A 15,472-nucleotide genomic window follows, 5' to 3' on the forward strand; every position below is an offset into this window, starting at 1 on the left:
CTGTCAGGGTTGCCCCTGAAGGCCCCGCATGAATTGGAAGGTTTCCCGGGTATACTCTTCGAAGTGTGGCAGAAAATTGGCATGCAGCACCCAGATAGCAAACAGGCCAAAAATCAGACTGATCGGGAAGCCGAGTGCGAAGATGTTCATCTGCGGCGCGGCCCGGGTCATCACACCGAAGGAAATGGTAACGATCAAGACGGCCGTCATAGCCGGCAGTGCCAGCAGCATCGCGGAGGCAAACATCCAACTGATGCGATGGGCAATTTTCCATACTCCACCCTGGCCCAGGCCTTCCATGCCAATGGGCAGGGTGTAGAAGCTTTCGATAAACACCTCGAAGGCCACCAGGTGACCGTTCATCACCAGAAACAACAGGGTAATCGTGATGGTGTAGATCTGGGACAGGACCGGCACGTTTACGCCGTTTGCGGGGTCCACCATGGACGCGAAACCAAGGCCCATCTGCATGGCGATCATCTGGCCGGCGACAACAAACAGTTGCCAGAGGGCAGTCAGGGCAAAGCCCATCCCTACCCCGATCAGGACCTGCTGCAGCGTAATAACCACCGCGTCGGCGCTAAGGGCCTCCACCTGGGGCACTTCGGGAATCATCGGAGAGATCAGCACCGTCATCATCAACGCCAGCCCCAGGCGGACACGGGCCGGCACCAGTTGGGTACCAAAAATAGGGATGACCATCAGGAAACTACCCAGGCGGAACAGCGGCCAGAAGTACTGGCCCACCCACTGACCTATCAGGTCTGCACTGACTTCCGCTGGAATCATCCGTCAGCCAATCAGGTAGGGAATACGGGAAATCAGGCCGTTGGCATGATCCAGGAGCTGGGTCAGCATCCATGGCCCCATCACGATGATCACGATGAGCGTGATCAGCAAACGGGGCAGGAAACTCAGGGTCTGCTCGTTAATCTGGGTTGCGGCCTGGAAGGTACTGACCACCAGGCCGATGGCCAACCCCGGCCCGATAATCATGGTGGCCAGCATTACGATCAGCCACAGAGCTTCCCGGATGATGTCGATAACGGTGTCCGGAGTCATTGATGCCTCCTATATTCCATAGCTCGCGGCCAGAGTCCCCATAATCAGGGCCCAACCATCCACCAGCACGAACAGCATGATCTTGAACGGCAAAGAAATGATGATGGGTGACAGCATCATCATACCCATGGCCATCAGAACACTGGCCACCACCATGTCGATAATCAGGAACGGTATAAACAGTATAAAGCCGATCTGGAACGCGGTTTTCAGCTCACTGGTCACAAACGCCGGCATCAGTACCCAGAAGGACACATCCTCCGGGGTCGCGTACTGCACGTCGGCAATGCGCATGAACAGCCCCAGATCGTCTTCCCGGGTCTGTTCCAGCATAAAATTCTTGAACGGCTGACTGGCCAGCTTTACTGCTTCCAGCGAGGTGACCTCCTCCTGCAGGTAGGGCTGCAGGCCTACCTCGTTGGCCTCCTCCAGCACCGGCTTCATGATGAAAATGCTCAGGAACAGGGCCAGCCCCAGAAGGATCTGGTTCGAAGGCGTGGCCTGCAGGCCAAGGGCCTGACGCAGGATGGCAAACACGACAATGATGCGGGTGAAGGACGTCATCATCATCAGCATCGCCGGCAGGAAGGTCAGCGCCGTCATCAGCGCCAGGATCTGCAGGGTTACGCTGTATTCCTGGGCTCCACCATCTTCACCAGGGGTCACGGTGAACGCTGGAATCCCCGGGATACCCGTGGGTTCCTGTGCCAGTGCCAGCGGCGCCCAGGCCATTCCGGCCAGTATTACGAGTAGCGGAATCAGTCGTCGGAGAGTCGCGGCAAGCATGGAGACTAGTCTTTCCTTTTCGGAGCGGTCCAGGATTTGCCGATCATGCTCTGCAAGCGGCGGGCAAAATCACTATCGGGCGGATTGCCGGCATCAACCACCGGTTCTTCAAACACCTGCAGGGTGCGAATAGCGCTGGGGGTGATGCCAAGCAGGATTTGCTGGCCACCCACTTCTACCAGGGCAATCCGTTCCCGGGCGCCGATGGCCATGACCGACACCACCCGTATGGCGTTGTTGTTCATGCCCGTCATGCCGCTCATGCGGCGAATCAGCCACGCGCAGCCATAGATGATGGCGATCACCGCCAGCAAACCGGCACCCAGACTCAACACAGTAGCCAGGGTGTCCGGTGCGCGGGCCGCATTTTCCGCGCCGCCCTCATCGGGACTCAGCTGCGCCATCACGGGCGCGCTGGCCAGTACCATGGCTATCAACCCCCAAACGCGTGCCATGTTATTTCTGCAACCGGCGGATACGCTCGCCCGGGCTGATCACGTCGGTCAGGCGGATACCGAACTTCTCGTTCACCATCACCACCTCGCCGTGGGCGATCAGGGTGCCGTTGACCAGCACGTCCAGCGGCTCACCCGCCAGACGATCCAACTCAATCACCGAGCCCTGGTTCAGCTGCAACAGGTTGCGAATGGGAATCTGGGTATTGCCCACTTCCATGGAAATGGTAACCGGGATGTCCATGATGACATCCATATCGGGTGCACCGCCCTCTCCCGTTGAGCCCGAATCGGGGCCAAACTCTTCCATGGGTGCGGCGCGGACGTTGTCGTGGTTCGAATCATCATCGCCCCCACCCTCGGCTTCCGCCATGGCAGCCGCCCATTCGTCTTCCCGTGAATCGTCGTCACCGGATTCGCCCATGGCCGCTTCCCATTCAGCCGCCAGTTTTTCGTCTTCGCTGAGTTCCTGATCGTCTTTCTTGTCGTCATCAGCCATTGCGATTCACCTTCAATTGTTTCTTCACCTTGGGCAGCTTCACCCGTTCATGGATTCTCAGCGCCAGTTTGTCGTCTCGGGTTCCCAACGTGGCCTTGTAGACCGGAATGCCGTTTGCGGTGACGGTCAGATGTTCCGGAATTTCTACCGGTATGACATCACCTGCTTTCAGCCCCGCAATTTCCCGCAGGGAAATACGGCGGCGGCACACCGTTGTGTTGATCGGAACTTCCACTTCCTTGATATCTTCACGCAGGGCATTCACCCAGCGTTCATCCACATCATCGATGTCACTCTGTACACCGGCGTCCAGCACATCACGAATCGGCTCGATCATGGAGTACGGCAGGGCGAAGTGCAGTTCACCGCCACCGCCATCCAGCTCAATGTGGAACGTGCTGACCACCACCACTTCACTGGGGCTGACAATGTTGGCCATGGCCGGATTGACTTCCGAGCTCAGGTATTCGAACTCCACCGGCAGTACCGCATGCCAGGCTTCCTTCATGTCGTGGAAAACCTGCTCCAGCACCATCTGCACGATGCGGGTTTCCGTGGGGGTGAACTCCCGGCCCTCGATCTTGGCATGACGGCCTTCCCCGCCGAAAAAGTTGTCCACCAACTTGAACACCAGCTTGGCGTCCAGAACAAACAGTGAGGTGCCGCGCAGAGGGCGGACCTTGCACAGGTTCAGACTGGTCGGTACGTAAAGGGTGTGCCCATACTCACCGAACTTCATGATCTGCACACCGCCGGTGGATACGTCGGCATTACGACGCAAGAGGTTGAACAGGCTGATGCGGGTATAGCGGGCAAAACGCTCGTTGATCATCTCGAGCGTGGGCATCCGACCACGAACAATCCGATCCTGACTGGCCAGATCGTACTGTTTTACGCCTGTGTCGTCGGTTTCTTCATAGGTATCAATGTCCCCGTCATCCACACCGTGGAGAAGGGCATCAATCTCGTCCTGCGACAACAAGTCCTGCATAGCTGGTCCTGCCCTGACTGTATTTCACCCTACCCGGGCGATCATTGAACGACAAAGTTTCTGAACAACACCCGCTCAATGGTCGGTTCTTGTTCCTGTTCGAGCACCTGGTTAACCCTTTCCGACATGCGTTCCGCCAGTGCCTGTCGTCCTTCAGGACGACGCAGTTCGGTGAAATCGGTATTGCTGAGCAACATGGTCAATTCACTGCGCAGCAGTGGCATATGAAGCTCCACCGCCTCCAGGGCCTGAGGATCCTTCGCTTCAAACGACAGATATACCTGCGCGTACCGCTGTCGGCCTTCGGCCCGGAGAGAGGTCACCAACGCGTCTTCCAGGTCGGTGTAGTTGCTTGGGATAAACTCCGGCTCGGCATTCTCCGCCGTTTCATCCGAACCCATGCCAGGCAGACTGCCATTCAGAAACCAGAGGGTCCCCGCCACCGACAGGCCGATCGCCAATATCAGGATGACCACCAGCATGATAATGAGCTTGAGTTTGCCCTTTTTCTTGGGGGCTTCTTCCTCGGGTGTGGTGTTTTCTGCCATGTTGTCCGCTTCGTCGATTTTCCGTCGCCCTGAGAGGTCAGGGGATCCTGTTAAGACTTTGAAGCAAGGGGCGAGCCAAGTTGCCCATGCTCTCGGATTCAGGAAGGCAGTTTAGCGCCGCCAGAGAGCATGGGCAAAGGGGATTGCGGTGAACCGGTAAATTGGTCGGAATTCGATCAATCTTTAGGCAAACAAATCAACCTCACCTTTCCAGGAAAGATCCAGATGAGAGGCTTGAACCTCATCCATGTCGGACTCTCCCTGGGCCAGCATTCCGCCACCCTGACCGGACCCACCGGTACCGGCTTCGTCGCCCTGCTCACTGGTTTGCTGTTCGGACTGGCTGGAAACATCAAACTGCCCAAGCTCCACTCCCTGTTCGCCCAGCATGTCGCGCAAGCGGTGGGAGTTCAGTTCCAGCTGTTCCCGGACTACCGGGTTAGCAGCATGCACAGTGACATGAGCCTGTTCGTTATGCATGCGCACTTTGACTTCCATCGGCCCCATGTCTGGTGGCGTGAGATGGATTTCAGCCTCCTTCATATTGCGGGCCGTCAGGAAGCTCAGTTTACCCATTACCTTGTCTCCCCACTCAGCCTGCCCGACCGGCACATCGACCGAGGTGGCATAGCTGCGCAAGGGAACCGCATTTTCGGCCGTCAGTTTACCGGCTTGCAGGTTACCTGGCTGGAGTGATTGGGCCGCCTGATCCAGCGTTGTCTGGAATTTGGGGACACTGACCAGGCTGGCCGCATCAATCGGGCGCGACGTGTCGCTGCCCACGTTGGCCGAGAGCAGGTCCGTTAGCTGTGCACCAGGTGGCAATACTTTGCCAGCACTGCCTGCTGGCTGCCCCGGCTGATTGGACTGGCCATTCAGCATGCCCTGAAGAAACGACTTGCCGGTCATTTGTGAGTTCACAGCAACGGCATTTTCGGCACCAGAGGCGGTGTTTGCCGCGCCGGTCATCGTCTGCAGCATGGCGAACGTTACCGGCGGCATGGCGGCATCAGGGTCCTCTATAGCTATTTCAGCACCCTCGGAAATGTCTTTGGTTTCCGTATCGGTCGAAGCCGTCTCTTTCTTCTCTGTGGCCTTTTCGGCGTTTTCAGTGGACTTTCCGTCAGCCTTCGATGCCTCGGACTTGTCAGCTTTATCGTTTTTCTCCGCAGCTTTATCGCTCGACTTTTTATCCACTTTCCGGTCGTTACGCGGTTCATCCGCGCGACGGTTATCCGACTCCTGGGCACGCTGCTCCGCACGCTTTTCCTGCAGCCGATCCGCCTCTTCCCGGCGGTCGGCCTGCTTCTGGTCCAGGCGCTTTTGCTCCAGACGCTTGTGCTCCATGCGCTGCTGTTCGGCACGAGACACTTCATCAAAGCGACTCTTGCCGGTATCCGGATCACGGCTACTTTGGCCTGCCCGGGAACCGGGCACATCCTGTGGTGAGCCGGAAGCCGGCACTTGGGAGAGAATGTTCTGCTGCATGGCAACCTCTTGCCGCTTTTTTCTCAGAAAGCCCTTAACGGGCGATTTTCTTAAGTACCAGCAAGAGCAATGCCAATGACATCAACCTTGTCTTTGATCTCAGAGTTGCTCAAAGCAGGAGGCAACCTCCGCGAACTCCGCTTCAACACCATCCAGTAACCGGGCGGCGGCCGACAGATCAGCCGCCTTGCCGGCCCGCTCCAGCTGCGCACACAGCTCACTGAGATGCGTTGCGCCCATATTGATGCAACTGCCCTTGAAACTATGGGCCGTTTTCGCCAGCTGGTCGGAATCTTCCTGCTCCAGCACCTGGTGCAAGTGACGAAGACGAGCCCGGGAATCAGCAAGGAAGGTATCAACCAGCACGCCAAAGTCGTCTTCCATTACATCTCGAAGTTCCGCCAGGGCGGCTTCGTCCAGGTGGGGTTGGTCAATCATCGTCTTCCCTCCCAGGTTGCCAGTCATAAACAATTTCCACCCGATTACCCTCGCCATGCACGTGGAAATGGGTCGCCATGCGACGCAGCAATTCCAGGCCGCGACCGGCGTAGGAACTGCCCGGAATGGACCGGGTTTTGGACGCCCTCGCCGAATGCTCCGCAAAATCAAAGCCAGCACCGCTGTCTTCGCAGATCACCCTCAGGCGCCCACCGGGGTCTCGGGATTCGTGACTGAGCGAAAATCGAATGAAGTGGCCATCGGTATCAGATAGCCGGCGTTGGCGCTCCTCGTAATAAAGTGCAAAGCCCCGGGGCGAGCTCTTCCAGTCCGAGGACAGCGCCAGCACACCGTGCTCCAGAGCGTTGTTGTAGAGTTCTGACAGCAGGGTATACACCTCCCCGCTTCGACTGCGCAGCCCCGGCACCTCCATGCAGATGTGCAGCAGCAGGGGCAACGGGTTGAACTCAGACAGGGTTCTCTCCCGGATTTCGTAGACACACTGCCAGTCCGCCGGCCCAATGGGCTCAGCGTCTGGCGGTTTCCGAGCCGAGGGCCTGGCCTGCTCCAGTTCCGGGATGGCCACACAACAAAGCGTCAGGTCATCCGCCGCCTCGGGCTGTCCCGTGAACTCCCGGACCCGGTGCATCAAGGCGTCAAAGGCATCAGACGGCGAACTCAGCCCGGCCAGCACCTGCCGAACGCCGGATTCCCCCAACAATTCCCCTTGCTCATTGGCACTCTCGGGGAATCCGTCGGTCATCAACAGAACATGATCACCAGGCGTAACCTGAAAAACCACCATCGATGTGGAGAAGTTTTCCGCGTTCTGTACGCCCAGCGGCAGATTGCGGGAAGGGATGGCGACCCGCTCGCCCGAGCCTCGCAGGAGCCAGGCATCCGGCAGGCCACCGTTCCAGGCGCGAACCAATCCCTGGCGGGAATCGGTTTCAAGCATGGCGCCGCAACAGAACATGCCAACCGGCAATATGCGCCTGAGCTTGGCGTTGATTTCACGCAGAATGGCCGCAGCCCCAAATCCCTGCCCCACCATGCCGTAAAAGATCTCTGCCACTGGCATGGCCCCAATGGCGGCCGGAAGACCGTGGCCGGTAAAATCTCCAAGGAACACCAGACTACCGCCACCCGGCCGGGTAGCAGCAAAAAGGACGTCGCCATTAAAGACCGACATGGGAGAGGCGTGATAGCGAATATTCGGTGAATCCAGGCTCCCGGTGTGGGCAATGTTGTCAAATACCCGGCGGGCGGTCTTTTGCTCCGCCAGCATCTGTTCGTTTTTCTGGCGCACCTGATCAACCTGTTCCGCCAGGGCCTGATGCAGGCGGCGCATGCGGTCCAACGCATTCAGCTTGGCATCGAGAATGACACGATTGAAGGGTTTAATCAGGAAGTCATCACCGCCCGCCTCCAGGCAACGGGCCAGTTCTTTGGGATCTGTCAGGGCCGTCAAAAAGATCACCGGCACCAGGCGCTCACCCGCCATTGACTTGATTTGCCGGGCGGCGGACAGGCCATCCAACTCTGGCATCATGGCATCCAGCAAGACAATATCGGGATCGACTTCGTGAAACTGGTCCACAGCAGCGGTCCCGTCAAACACCTCAAACACCTCATGTCCAAGCTTCTGCAGCAACGCACAGAGGATCATCCGGTCGGGCTTGTTATCCTCCGCGACCAGTATCCGAAGCCTGGAGGGTTCAGCAGATCCGGAAAAGCTGTTCAAAGTTTGAGATGGAGAGAATTCGCCGGACATCGCTATTGCAGTTCTCTATGGAGATCCGGGCGGAGTCGCCACCGGCATGGTCCCGCAGCAGCAGCAGCATGCCCAGCGCAGAACTGTCCAGGTAGGTGGTATCGGAAAGATCGACAACATAGCGTTTGATGGCGGGGTCGGCCTGTTCGTAGGCATCGCGGAACGCCTGATGGGTGCTGAAATCAAAACGGCCATCGACCCGGATTACCAACGTTTGCCCGTCATCCACACGATGCGCTGCTATTGGCATTACCTAACCCCCCGAAAAATGACGACAATTGTTATCCTTTAACGCGACTTCCGCCACTTACTGTCTGAGGACAAGCATAGCTGACATGTGAGATTTTGCATGCATCAATACCACCACTCAATGGAACAGCGTTAGCGTTGGCGCCTGGCAAAAGCGCGCCCTGCGGCCTCGTCCGCCAGCTTCTGCTCTTTCAGATCCTGCTCTCGTTGTTCCTGCTGCCGACAGGTTTCAATGTACTTCTCCATGCCCCGGCGGCGCTCCCACGCTTGCAGCCATTCCTGGCGACGGGCTTCAAACACCTGCTCGGCCTGCTGCAGCTGCTTTTCCTGCTGCCGAATGACCTGATCCAGCTGTGCGATGAATGCCTGCCAGGCCTGCAGGCGGTTGACCGAGACCACCCCCTGCTGGCTGGCCCGTATCTGGTTGCGATATTCCTGCTGGTACTGCTCCAGGTTCTTCACCTGCTCGCGATGCGCTTCCACCTGTTGCCGGGCCTCACCCATGCGGTCCAGGGCCTCCTGTTCCTTGCGCTCTTCCAGCGCCAGGACTGGCTGTAATCGTTGGGAACGACGCATCAGCCATTACCCTTCTGGTTGTTTGGCGGCCGTTTCGGGCGATCCTGACCACGTCTTTCCGGCACCACTGCCATCAACTGATCAATACTTTCCTGCAGCGGCGCACTCTCATTCAGGCCCTGTTGCAGGAACTGGCGCATATTGCCAATGTGCTGGATCGCAAAGTCGGTTTCCGGGTCCGAGCCTTTTACGTAGGCGCCAACACTGATCAAATCACGGGCCTGCTGGTAGCGGGAATATACCTGTTTGAAACGCTGGGCCCGAGCCATGTGCTCAGGATCGGTCACCTGGGGCATGACCCGGCTAATGGAGGCTTCCACGTCGATAGCCGGATAGTGGCCTTCTTCGGCCAGGCGTCGGGACAGCACGATGTGGCCATCGAGAATGGCCCGGGTAGCATCGGCGATGGGATCCTGCTGATCGTCGCCTTCGGTGAGGACGGTGTAGAACGCGGTGATGGAACCGCCACCAGGGCGGCCATTGCCGGTTCGCTCCACCAACTGCGGCAGTTTGGCAAACACCGACGGCGGGTAACCCTTGGTGGCCGGTGGCTCGCCCACGGCCAGGGCGATTTCCCGCTGGGCCTGGGCATAGCGGGTCAGCGAATCCATCAACAGCAGGACACGCTTGCCCTGGTCCCGGTAATACTCGGCAATACGGGTGGTCAGCATGGCGGCCCGAAGGCGCATCAGGGGGGAGTCGTCCGCTGGTGAGGCAACCACCACGGAACGGGCCAGGCCTTCATCGCCCAGGATATCCTCGATGAATTCCTTGACCTCCCGGCCCCGCTCGCCGATCAGGCCCACCACGGTGATGTCGGCGTTGGTAAAACGGGTCATCATGCCCAGCAGCATACTCTTACCGACGCCACTGCCGGCAAACAGACCCAGGCGCTGGCCCTGGCCCACCGTCAGCAGGGAGTTAATGGCGCGGATGCCCACATCCATGGACTGGCGCACCGGCGCCCGGTCCAACGGGTTGATAATGTCTCCAGACAGATGAACCCGGGCCTCGGCCTGCAGCGGGCCCTTGCCATCCAGCGGATCGCCGGCACCATTGACCACGCGGCCAAGCATTTGCGGGCCCACGGGCACGCGGCTGGTGGCGGATAAGGGCACGACCCTGGCGCCAGGTTTCAAGCCTTCAATGGCCGTCAGTGGCATGAGGTAAACCTTGTCTTCCTCAAAGCCCACCACTTCGGCCTCGACATTGCCAGTGGCTTCACCCTGAATCACGCAGCGGTCGCCCACCACCATGGGGCAACCCACGCATTCCAGGGTCAGGCCCACCATGCGGGTAAGACGGCCAGACAGCTCCGGGGCGGGTTCGGGTGGAATAGCGTCCTGTAATTGACGCAGACGGTCAGCCAGCCGGGAGGTCATCGTCCTCCTCCGGCTCATCGCCTGACTGGGGACTGGAGGATAGGGGCTCCATGGCAGACGATTCGAGCACATCCCGATGGAAATCGGTCAGCTCACCCATCTGCATGCCTGTATCCGCAGCGATGGCATCCACGGGTTCACCAAACTGCTCTTCCAACATGTTTTGGATGGCATGCTGGAAGCGCTTTTCCACGGTGTAGTCCACCAGGCTATGACGGGTCTGAACTTTGCAACCACCGGGCAACAGGCTGTCGTCTTCTATCAGGTTGGGCGTGACTTCCAGGCGCTCGGTCACTTCACGAACCGGCTCCAGGTCATCCGGATGGATGTGAATACGCAGGTTTTCGGTAGTGGAAGGCAGGGCCGCCAATGCCTGGCGCACCACCTGACGAATCTGTGAGGAATCCAGGGTCAATTCCCGATAGACCACTGACCGTGCCAGGGCCGTGGTGAGGTTTACCAGCGCCGTTTCAAGCTCTTCTTCATGGCGCTTGATCGGCAACACCAATTCCCCCATGAGGTGTTCCAACCGATCCATGGTGGCGGCCATTTGCTGACGGGTATCTTCAACCCCCTGCTGTCGCCCCTGCTCGCGGCCCTCTTCCTGGCCAGCGGCAAAGCCTTCCTCACGACCATCGGCCCGGCCCTGCTCCAGGCCACTCTTGTAGCCTTCCTCACGACCTTCCTTGAAACCGTCGTCCTGCGCGGCCTGGCGAATTTCCTGCAACTCGCCGGCGGTCATGGGTTTGACTTCCGCTTCCTGGGCCACTTCGTTGCCCTGTTCGTCAAGCAGGGGCAACTCCCACCTTTCCCAGGCGGTCATCTGTTCTTTGGGTCGGGTTTTGCGATCCTGGTCCGAGTCTCTCATTACATCATTTCTTCACCGGCACCGCCGAGGGAAATCTCGCCGGCTTCCGCCATACGACGGGCAATGGTGATGATGTCCTTCTGGGCTGCTTCCACTTCGCTGACCTTGACCGGACCTTTCGCCTCGAGGTCATCCTGCAGCAATTCGGCCGCCCGCTTGGACATGTTGTTGAAGATCTTGTCCTTGACGCCATCGTCGGCGCCTTTCAGCGCGACAACCAGCACCTCGGAGGATACTTCACGCAGCAGCGCCTGAATACCACGATCGTCCACATCCTTGAGGTTATCGAAGACAAACATGAGGTCTTCGATGGTGGTGGCCAGGTCCGGGTCCATGTCCTTGATGGAATCCATCAGACCACCTTCGATGCTGCGATCCATAAAGTTCATGATGTCTGCCGCCCGCTTGACGCCGCCAATACGGCTCGTCTGGGCCGCGGAACCACCGGAGAACTGCTTCTCCAGAATCGAGTTGAGTTCCTGCAGCGCCTGGGGCTGAATGCTTTCCAGCGAGGCAACGCGCATCATCACATCCAGTCGGACCTTTTCATCCAGTGTCGCCAGAATTTCCGCGGCCTGGTCCGGGTCCAGGTAGGAGATAACGATGGCCTGAATCTGGGGGTGCTCGTAACGGATGACATCGCCCACCGCCTTGGGCTCCATCCATTTCAGCGTATCAAGCCCAGTGGTGTCACCACCGATCAGAATTCGGTCAATCAGCCCGGAGGCTTTGTCGTCCCCCAGTGCCTGAGTAAGCATGGTGCGAATGTAATCGTCATTGCCCACACCCAGGCCGGTTTGCCCACCCACGGCATCCACGAATTGGGACAGCACGTACTCCACTTCGTCCTTGCTGATATCCTGCATCTGGGCCATGGCCACACCGACCCGCTGAACCTCCTTGGGGCCCATGTGTTTAAGCACTTCGGCGGCATCCGCCTCACCCAGGGACATCAGCAGGATAGCGGCCTGCTCGACACGAGGGATCTTACGCATTGCCTTCTGGCCATTCTCATCCGTCATCGACGTTCACCCATTGACGCAATACTTGTGATACCCGAGCCGGGTCTTCAGCAATCAGACCCTTGAGGGCATTCAGGTGCCTATCATAACCGTCGGTTGCGCCCGGCAAAAGCAGGTCATCCTGGGATGACATGGCATCGCGCAACGCACCGCCGCCTTCAATACCATCCAGCGAACCGTATTCATCATCGTCTCCGCTCCGCTGCTCACTGCGGCCACCGCCAGACAGCGCCTTCAGAGTCGGGCGCAACAAGCCCAGTACCAGAATCAGGATCACCAGGCCGGCCAGCACCTGTTTCATCAGGTCCCAGAACCAGGGCTGCTCCCAGAACGCCGGCTCTTCAAACTCCACGGTTTCTTCCGGGGCAAATGCAGTGTTCATCACCGTCACACTGTCGCCCCGAGCGGCGGAGTAGCCAACCGCATCGCGCACCAGCATGCTCAGGCGCTGCAACTCTTGCTCACTCCAAGGCTCGTAGCTGACTTCACCGGTTTCCGGGTCCACCACTTTCTTGTCATCCACGGCCAGGGCCACGGTCACACGGTTAACGGCACCCAACTCCTTGCGGGTGTAGCTGACGGTGCGATCCACTTCGTAGTTACGGGTTGCTTCGCGGCGCACATTCGTGGGCTGGGCATTGCCGCCGTCCTGGCCATTCTGGCCGTTCTGGGCATTGTTGGCCTGCTCCGGCGCAGACGCCGCTCCCGGAGGCTGGTTGGACAGGGCTCCCGGAACGCCGCCATTGCTGCCATTAACGGTTTGCTCGGTCAGCTCACGTTCGCTGCGAATGGCTTGCTGCTCCGGATTAAACAGCTCCTCTGCGCGCTCAACAGACGAGAAATCCAGGTCTGCGCTCACCTCTGTCCGATAACGGCCATCACCCACGATAGGTGAAATCATGGAAGCAACACGACGGGTCAGGCGCTCCTCGAGTTTGGCGGTGTACTCGTACTGGTCCTTCATCTGGTCCACTTCTGTCTTCGGCTCATTGCCGGTCAGAAGGTTGCCGTTCTGGTCAACGACCGTCACTTGTTCGCGCTTCATCATGGGCACACTGCCCGCGACAAGGTTAACAATGGCGCGGATCTGCTCCTGCTCCGGCCGACGACCGGCAAACAGGTCGAGAAATACCGACGCACTGGGTTCACGGGCGTCACGGATAAAGACAGAACGCTCCGGAATGGCCAGGTGAACCCGGGAACTCTTGACGCCACGCATACTGCCAATGGTGCGGGCCAGCTCGCCTTCCAGGCCACGGCGATAAGTGATGGTTTCCATAAACTGGGAGGTACCCAGGCCCCGCTCCTGGTCCATCAACTCATAACCAATGGTCTCCCGGTCGGTCACCCCTTCGGCCGCCAGTTTCAGGCGGGCATCATAGACTTTGTCCGACGGCACCAACAAAGCCCCGGAACGCGGGTCCATCTTGTACTCGATGCCGTTGCTTTCCAGGATACTGGACACATCCTGAGGGTTGTATGAGGACAGATCGCCCAACACCGGCTGGTAGTTGGGCTCCTGGGCCCAAAGCACCACCGCGACGCCCAGAGCGACACTGGCGGCCAGGCCGACCATCAAGCCCACCTGGCGCAGCAGGTTCAGCCGATTGAAACCAAGCAGCATCTTGTTGCCGCTCTCAGGGGTTTCGCCTTCGCTGCTTGCAGGCAGGTCAGAAGCGTTGGTTTGTGCGGGTACGCTTGCCATGCTACTGCTCCGTTATCAAATCGGCATGTTCATAATGTCTTCATACGCCCTGACCACACGGTTGCGCACCTGGGTCAGCGCCTCGAAGGACACGGAAGATTTTTCGGCGGCGATCATCACCCGGGTGATGTCCACGTTCGGGTCGCCCATATCGTAAGCGGTTCTCAACTCGCTGGTCTGCTGCTGAAGCTCGTTGACGTTGTTCACAGCGTTGCCAAGCATATCACCAAAGCTTGGTGTTTCGCGGGTTTGCTGCACATCGCGAGGGCTATCGACACGACCGCGAACGTTCTGATTCGGCTCAATCTGCTGGTTCTGCTGATTTTGCATCATCTGGGAACGCAGATTCCGGATGTCGGACAGTACGCTGTTGATGTCGGCACGCTGGACCATGTTTCTCTCCCGGTGACCCCCAAAGGGGTGCCTGTTCATCTTTTCATGACAGAGGTTGTTACAGGGGATCAAGCAATCAGAAGGCCAACATTTATTTATCGTTCATTTTCAAATACTTGAACAACACAAAAGACGACATAAAATCTTCTGCGTCGGAGAATTGACGGCTCGGGAGAACCACAAAGGCGAGAAACAAAAAAGTGGCACCCCGCAGGGTGCCCGAAGGAGTAGAAGTTATATTTAAGCGATTTCGCGATCAGGCCGTGGCCAGCTCGGCATCCAGATCAATGCCAGCATCACGCATCTGGGCCAGCTTGTAGCGCAGGGTGCGGGGGCTGATACCCAACTGCTCGGCCGCGCGATTACGTCGGCCACCTTCATTACGCAGTGTCTGGATGATGATGCGGAACTCCTGCTGACGCAGGTCGTTACCCAGTGAACCACTGCCATCGCTTGCGTCTTCCTCCGCAGGAGCCTGCTGTGCCGCCTGCTCTTCCGCAGTGTAAATCGGCACTTCCGGCGCGGTGGCCGCCACCGGCTCGGCGGCCTGCAGGTCCGGCTTGCCGGTGATGCCCAGCTCCAGGCAAAGGTCACCGGCGTGAATAACGTTGCCCTGCATCAACACCAGCGCCCGCTGGATGGCGTTATCCAGTTCACGCACGTTTCCGGGCCAGGCATGGGTGGTCAGTGCCTTGCGGGCATCTTCGGCCAGGCTGATACCGGTCAGCTTCATCTTGCGGGCATGCTTGCGCAGCAAGGACTTGGCCAGCGGCAGGATATCCAGGGGCCGCTCGCGCAGCGGCTGCCAGTGCATCGGGAAGACGGTCAGGCGGTAGTAGAGGTCTTCCCGGAACTTGCCTTCACGCACGTAATCACCAAGATCACGGTTGGTGGTGGCAATCACCCGTACATCCAGGGAAATGGTCTTGCGACCGCCTACCCGCTCCACTTCACGCTCCTGCAAGACCCGCAGCAACTTGGACTGCAGGTTCATGTCCATCTCGGAAATTTCATCCAGCAGGATGGTACCGCCATTGGCCTGTTCAAATTTACCGGGTGAGGAGGACACTGCACCGGTGAATGCGCCTTTCTCATGGCCAAACAGGATGGCTTCCAGCATGTTCTCGGGGATGGCTGCGCAGTTACTAATCCGAAATAAAGTAAGCGAACATTACCCGGAGATATAAGCCAGGTCCGGATGACCGAAAAACGATTTCAATAGCTTTGGCAATTTCT

The 15,472-nt window shown here is 58.6% G+C and carries 17 protein-coding genes and 1 pseudogene; all 18 read right to left on the reverse strand.

Translation table 11 applies throughout. The annotated features are described in order from the left end of the window. Positions 1 to 3 precede the first annotated feature (3 nt). Positions 4 to 789, reverse strand: coding sequence for a flagellar biosynthetic protein FliR (gene fliR, locus BY454_RS07565; RefSeq protein ID WP_104425549.1), 786 nt, complete (start codon positions 787 to 789; stop codon positions 4 to 6). A 3-nt stretch (positions 790 to 792) separates the two neighbouring features. Beyond that, positions 793 to 1,062 (reverse strand): flagellar biosynthesis protein FliQ, encoded by a 270-nt coding sequence (gene fliQ / locus BY454_RS07570; protein WP_104415886.1) that lies wholly within the window; start codon positions 1,060 to 1,062, stop codon positions 793 to 795. A gap of 9 nt (positions 1,063 to 1,071) precedes the next feature. Further along, positions 1,072 to 1,848: a flagellar type III secretion system pore protein FliP gene (gene fliP / locus BY454_RS07575; RefSeq protein ID WP_104415887.1), complete on the reverse strand. Its 777-nt coding sequence runs from the start codon at positions 1,846 to 1,848 to the stop codon at positions 1,072 to 1,074. A 5-nt stretch (positions 1,849 to 1,853) separates the two neighbouring features. Beyond that, on the reverse strand, positions 1,854 to 2,252 hold the full coding sequence (gene fliO, locus BY454_RS07580) for a flagellar biosynthetic protein FliO (protein WP_374953541.1): 399 nt from the start codon (positions 2,250 to 2,252) through the stop codon (positions 1,854 to 1,856). Positions 2,253 to 2,304: 52 nt separating this feature from the next. Beyond that, positions 2,305 to 2,802, reverse strand: a complete 498-nt coding sequence (gene fliN / locus BY454_RS07585) for a flagellar motor switch protein FliN (RefSeq protein ID WP_104415889.1) — start codon at positions 2,800 to 2,802, stop codon at positions 2,305 to 2,307. Next, the gene (fliM, locus tag BY454_RS07590) at positions 2,795 to 3,793 is read right to left on the reverse strand and encodes a flagellar motor switch protein FliM (RefSeq protein ID WP_104415890.1); all 999 of its coding nucleotides are present in this window, start codon (positions 3,791 to 3,793) and stop codon (positions 2,795 to 2,797) included. Before fliM ends, fliN begins: the two co-directional genes overlap by 8 nt. A gap of 41 nt (positions 3,794 to 3,834) precedes the next feature. Further along, complete coding sequence (locus BY454_RS07595) at positions 3,835 to 4,341, reverse strand: flagellar basal body-associated FliL family protein (protein ID WP_104415891.1); 507 nt, start codon at positions 4,339 to 4,341, stop codon at positions 3,835 to 3,837. A gap of 183 nt (positions 4,342 to 4,524) precedes the next feature. Beyond that, a complete protein-coding gene (locus BY454_RS07600) occupies positions 4,525 to 5,829 on the reverse strand; it encodes a flagellar hook-length control protein FliK (RefSeq protein ID WP_104415892.1) in 1,305 nt (434 codons plus the stop codon). Positions 5,830 to 5,928: 99 nt separating this feature from the next. After that, a complete protein-coding gene (locus BY454_RS07605) occupies positions 5,929 to 6,267 on the reverse strand; it encodes an Hpt domain-containing protein (RefSeq protein ID WP_104415893.1) in 339 nt (112 codons plus the stop codon). Continuing rightward, positions 6,260 to 8,041: an ATP-binding SpoIIE family protein phosphatase gene (locus BY454_RS07610; protein ID WP_104415894.1), complete on the reverse strand. Its 1,782-nt coding sequence runs from the start codon at positions 8,039 to 8,041 to the stop codon at positions 6,260 to 6,262. The genes BY454_RS07605 and BY454_RS07610 overlap by 8 nt, the downstream gene beginning before the upstream one ends. Further along, complete coding sequence (locus BY454_RS07615) at positions 7,986 to 8,291, reverse strand: STAS domain-containing protein (RefSeq protein WP_104415895.1); 306 nt, start codon at positions 8,289 to 8,291, stop codon at positions 7,986 to 7,988. The genes BY454_RS07610 and BY454_RS07615 overlap by 56 nt, the downstream gene beginning before the upstream one ends. A gap of 131 nt (positions 8,292 to 8,422) precedes the next feature. Then, positions 8,423 to 8,866: a flagellar export protein FliJ gene (fliJ, locus tag BY454_RS07620; RefSeq protein WP_104415896.1), complete on the reverse strand. Its 444-nt coding sequence runs from the start codon at positions 8,864 to 8,866 to the stop codon at positions 8,423 to 8,425. Continuing rightward, positions 8,866 to 10,248 (reverse strand): flagellar protein export ATPase FliI, encoded by a 1,383-nt coding sequence (gene fliI, locus BY454_RS07625; RefSeq protein ID WP_104415897.1) that lies wholly within the window; start codon positions 10,246 to 10,248, stop codon positions 8,866 to 8,868. The genes fliJ and fliI overlap by 1 nt, the downstream gene beginning before the upstream one ends. Further along, positions 10,229 to 11,116 (reverse strand): flagellar assembly protein FliH, encoded by an 888-nt coding sequence (locus BY454_RS07630; RefSeq protein WP_104415898.1) that lies wholly within the window; start codon positions 11,114 to 11,116, stop codon positions 10,229 to 10,231. The genes fliI and BY454_RS07630 overlap by 20 nt, the downstream gene beginning before the upstream one ends. Then, positions 11,116 to 12,138, reverse strand: a complete 1,023-nt coding sequence (fliG, locus tag BY454_RS07635) for a flagellar motor switch protein FliG (protein ID WP_104415899.1) — start codon at positions 12,136 to 12,138, stop codon at positions 11,116 to 11,118. The genes BY454_RS07630 and fliG overlap by 1 nt, the downstream gene beginning before the upstream one ends. After that, positions 12,128 to 13,843 (reverse strand): flagellar basal-body MS-ring/collar protein FliF, encoded by a 1,716-nt coding sequence (gene fliF / locus BY454_RS07640; protein ID WP_104415900.1) that lies wholly within the window; start codon positions 13,841 to 13,843, stop codon positions 12,128 to 12,130. The genes fliG and fliF overlap by 11 nt, the downstream gene beginning before the upstream one ends. A gap of 15 nt (positions 13,844 to 13,858) precedes the next feature. Next, positions 13,859 to 14,236: a flagellar hook-basal body complex protein FliE gene (fliE, locus tag BY454_RS07645; protein WP_104415901.1), complete on the reverse strand. Its 378-nt coding sequence runs from the start codon at positions 14,234 to 14,236 to the stop codon at positions 13,859 to 13,861. A 256-nt stretch (positions 14,237 to 14,492) separates the two neighbouring features. After that, positions 14,493 to 15,380: pseudogene (locus tag BY454_RS07650) on the reverse strand (sigma 54-interacting transcriptional regulator); the annotation flags it as partial. Between the last annotated feature and the right edge of the window lie 92 nt (positions 15,381 to 15,472).

Source organism: Marinobacter persicus (genome assembly GCF_002934325.1).
GTDB classification, from domain to species: domain Bacteria; phylum Pseudomonadota; class Gammaproteobacteria; order Pseudomonadales; family Oleiphilaceae; genus Marinobacter; species Marinobacter persicus_A.

Bases quoted from the DNA above. Each gene is read 5' to 3' on its own strand.
- BY454_RS07630 (WP_104415898.1), bottom strand. From the start codon at position 11,116: ATGAGAGACTCGGACCAGGATCGCAAAACCCGACCCAAAGAACAGATG.
- fliE (WP_104415901.1), bottom strand. From the start codon at position 14,236: ATGGTCCAGCGTGCCGACATCAACAGCGTACTGTCCGACATCCGGAAT.
- fliR (WP_104425549.1), bottom strand. From the start codon at position 789: ATGATTCCAGCGGAAGTCAGTGCAGACCTGATAGGTCAGTGGGTGGGC.
- fliM (WP_104415890.1), bottom strand. From the start codon at position 3,793: ATGCAGGACTTGTTGTCGCAGGACGAGATTGATGCCCTTCTCCACGGT.
- fliN (WP_104415889.1), bottom strand. From the start codon at position 2,802: ATGGCTGATGACGACAAGAAAGACGATCAGGAACTCAGCGAAGACGAA.
- BY454_RS07610 (WP_104415894.1), bottom strand. From the start codon at position 8,041: ATGTCCGGCGAATTCTCTCCATCTCAAACTTTGAACAGCTTTTCCGGA.
- fliF (WP_104415900.1), bottom strand. From the start codon at position 13,843: ATGGCAAGCGTACCCGCACAAACCAACGCTTCTGACCTGCCTGCAAGC.
- fliJ (WP_104415896.1), bottom strand. From the start codon at position 8,866: ATGCGTCGTTCCCAACGATTACAGCCAGTCCTGGCGCTGGAAGAGCGC.
- fliG (WP_104415899.1), bottom strand. From the start codon at position 12,138: ATGACGGATGAGAATGGCCAGAAGGCAATGCGTAAGATCCCTCGTGTC.
- fliO (WP_374953541.1), bottom strand. From the start codon at position 2,252: ATGGCGCAGCTGAGTCCCGATGAGGGCGGCGCGGAAAATGCGGCCCGC.
- fliQ (WP_104415886.1), bottom strand. From the start codon at position 1,062: ATGACTCCGGACACCGTTATCGACATCATCCGGGAAGCTCTGTGGCTG.
- fliI (WP_104415897.1), bottom strand. From the start codon at position 10,248: ATGACCTCCCGGCTGGCTGACCGTCTGCGTCAATTACAGGACGCTATT.
- BY454_RS07595 (WP_104415891.1), bottom strand. From the start codon at position 4,341: ATGGCAGAAAACACCACACCCGAGGAAGAAGCCCCCAAGAAAAAGGGC.
- BY454_RS07605 (WP_104415893.1), bottom strand. From the start codon at position 6,267: ATGATTGACCAACCCCACCTGGACGAAGCCGCCCTGGCGGAACTTCGA.
- BY454_RS07600 (WP_104415892.1), bottom strand. From the start codon at position 5,829: ATGCAGCAGAACATTCTCTCCCAAGTGCCGGCTTCCGGCTCACCACAG.
- BY454_RS07615 (WP_104415895.1), bottom strand. From the start codon at position 8,291: ATGCCAATAGCAGCGCATCGTGTGGATGACGGGCAAACGTTGGTAATC.
- fliP (WP_104415887.1), bottom strand. From the start codon at position 1,848: ATGCTTGCCGCGACTCTCCGACGACTGATTCCGCTACTCGTAATACTG.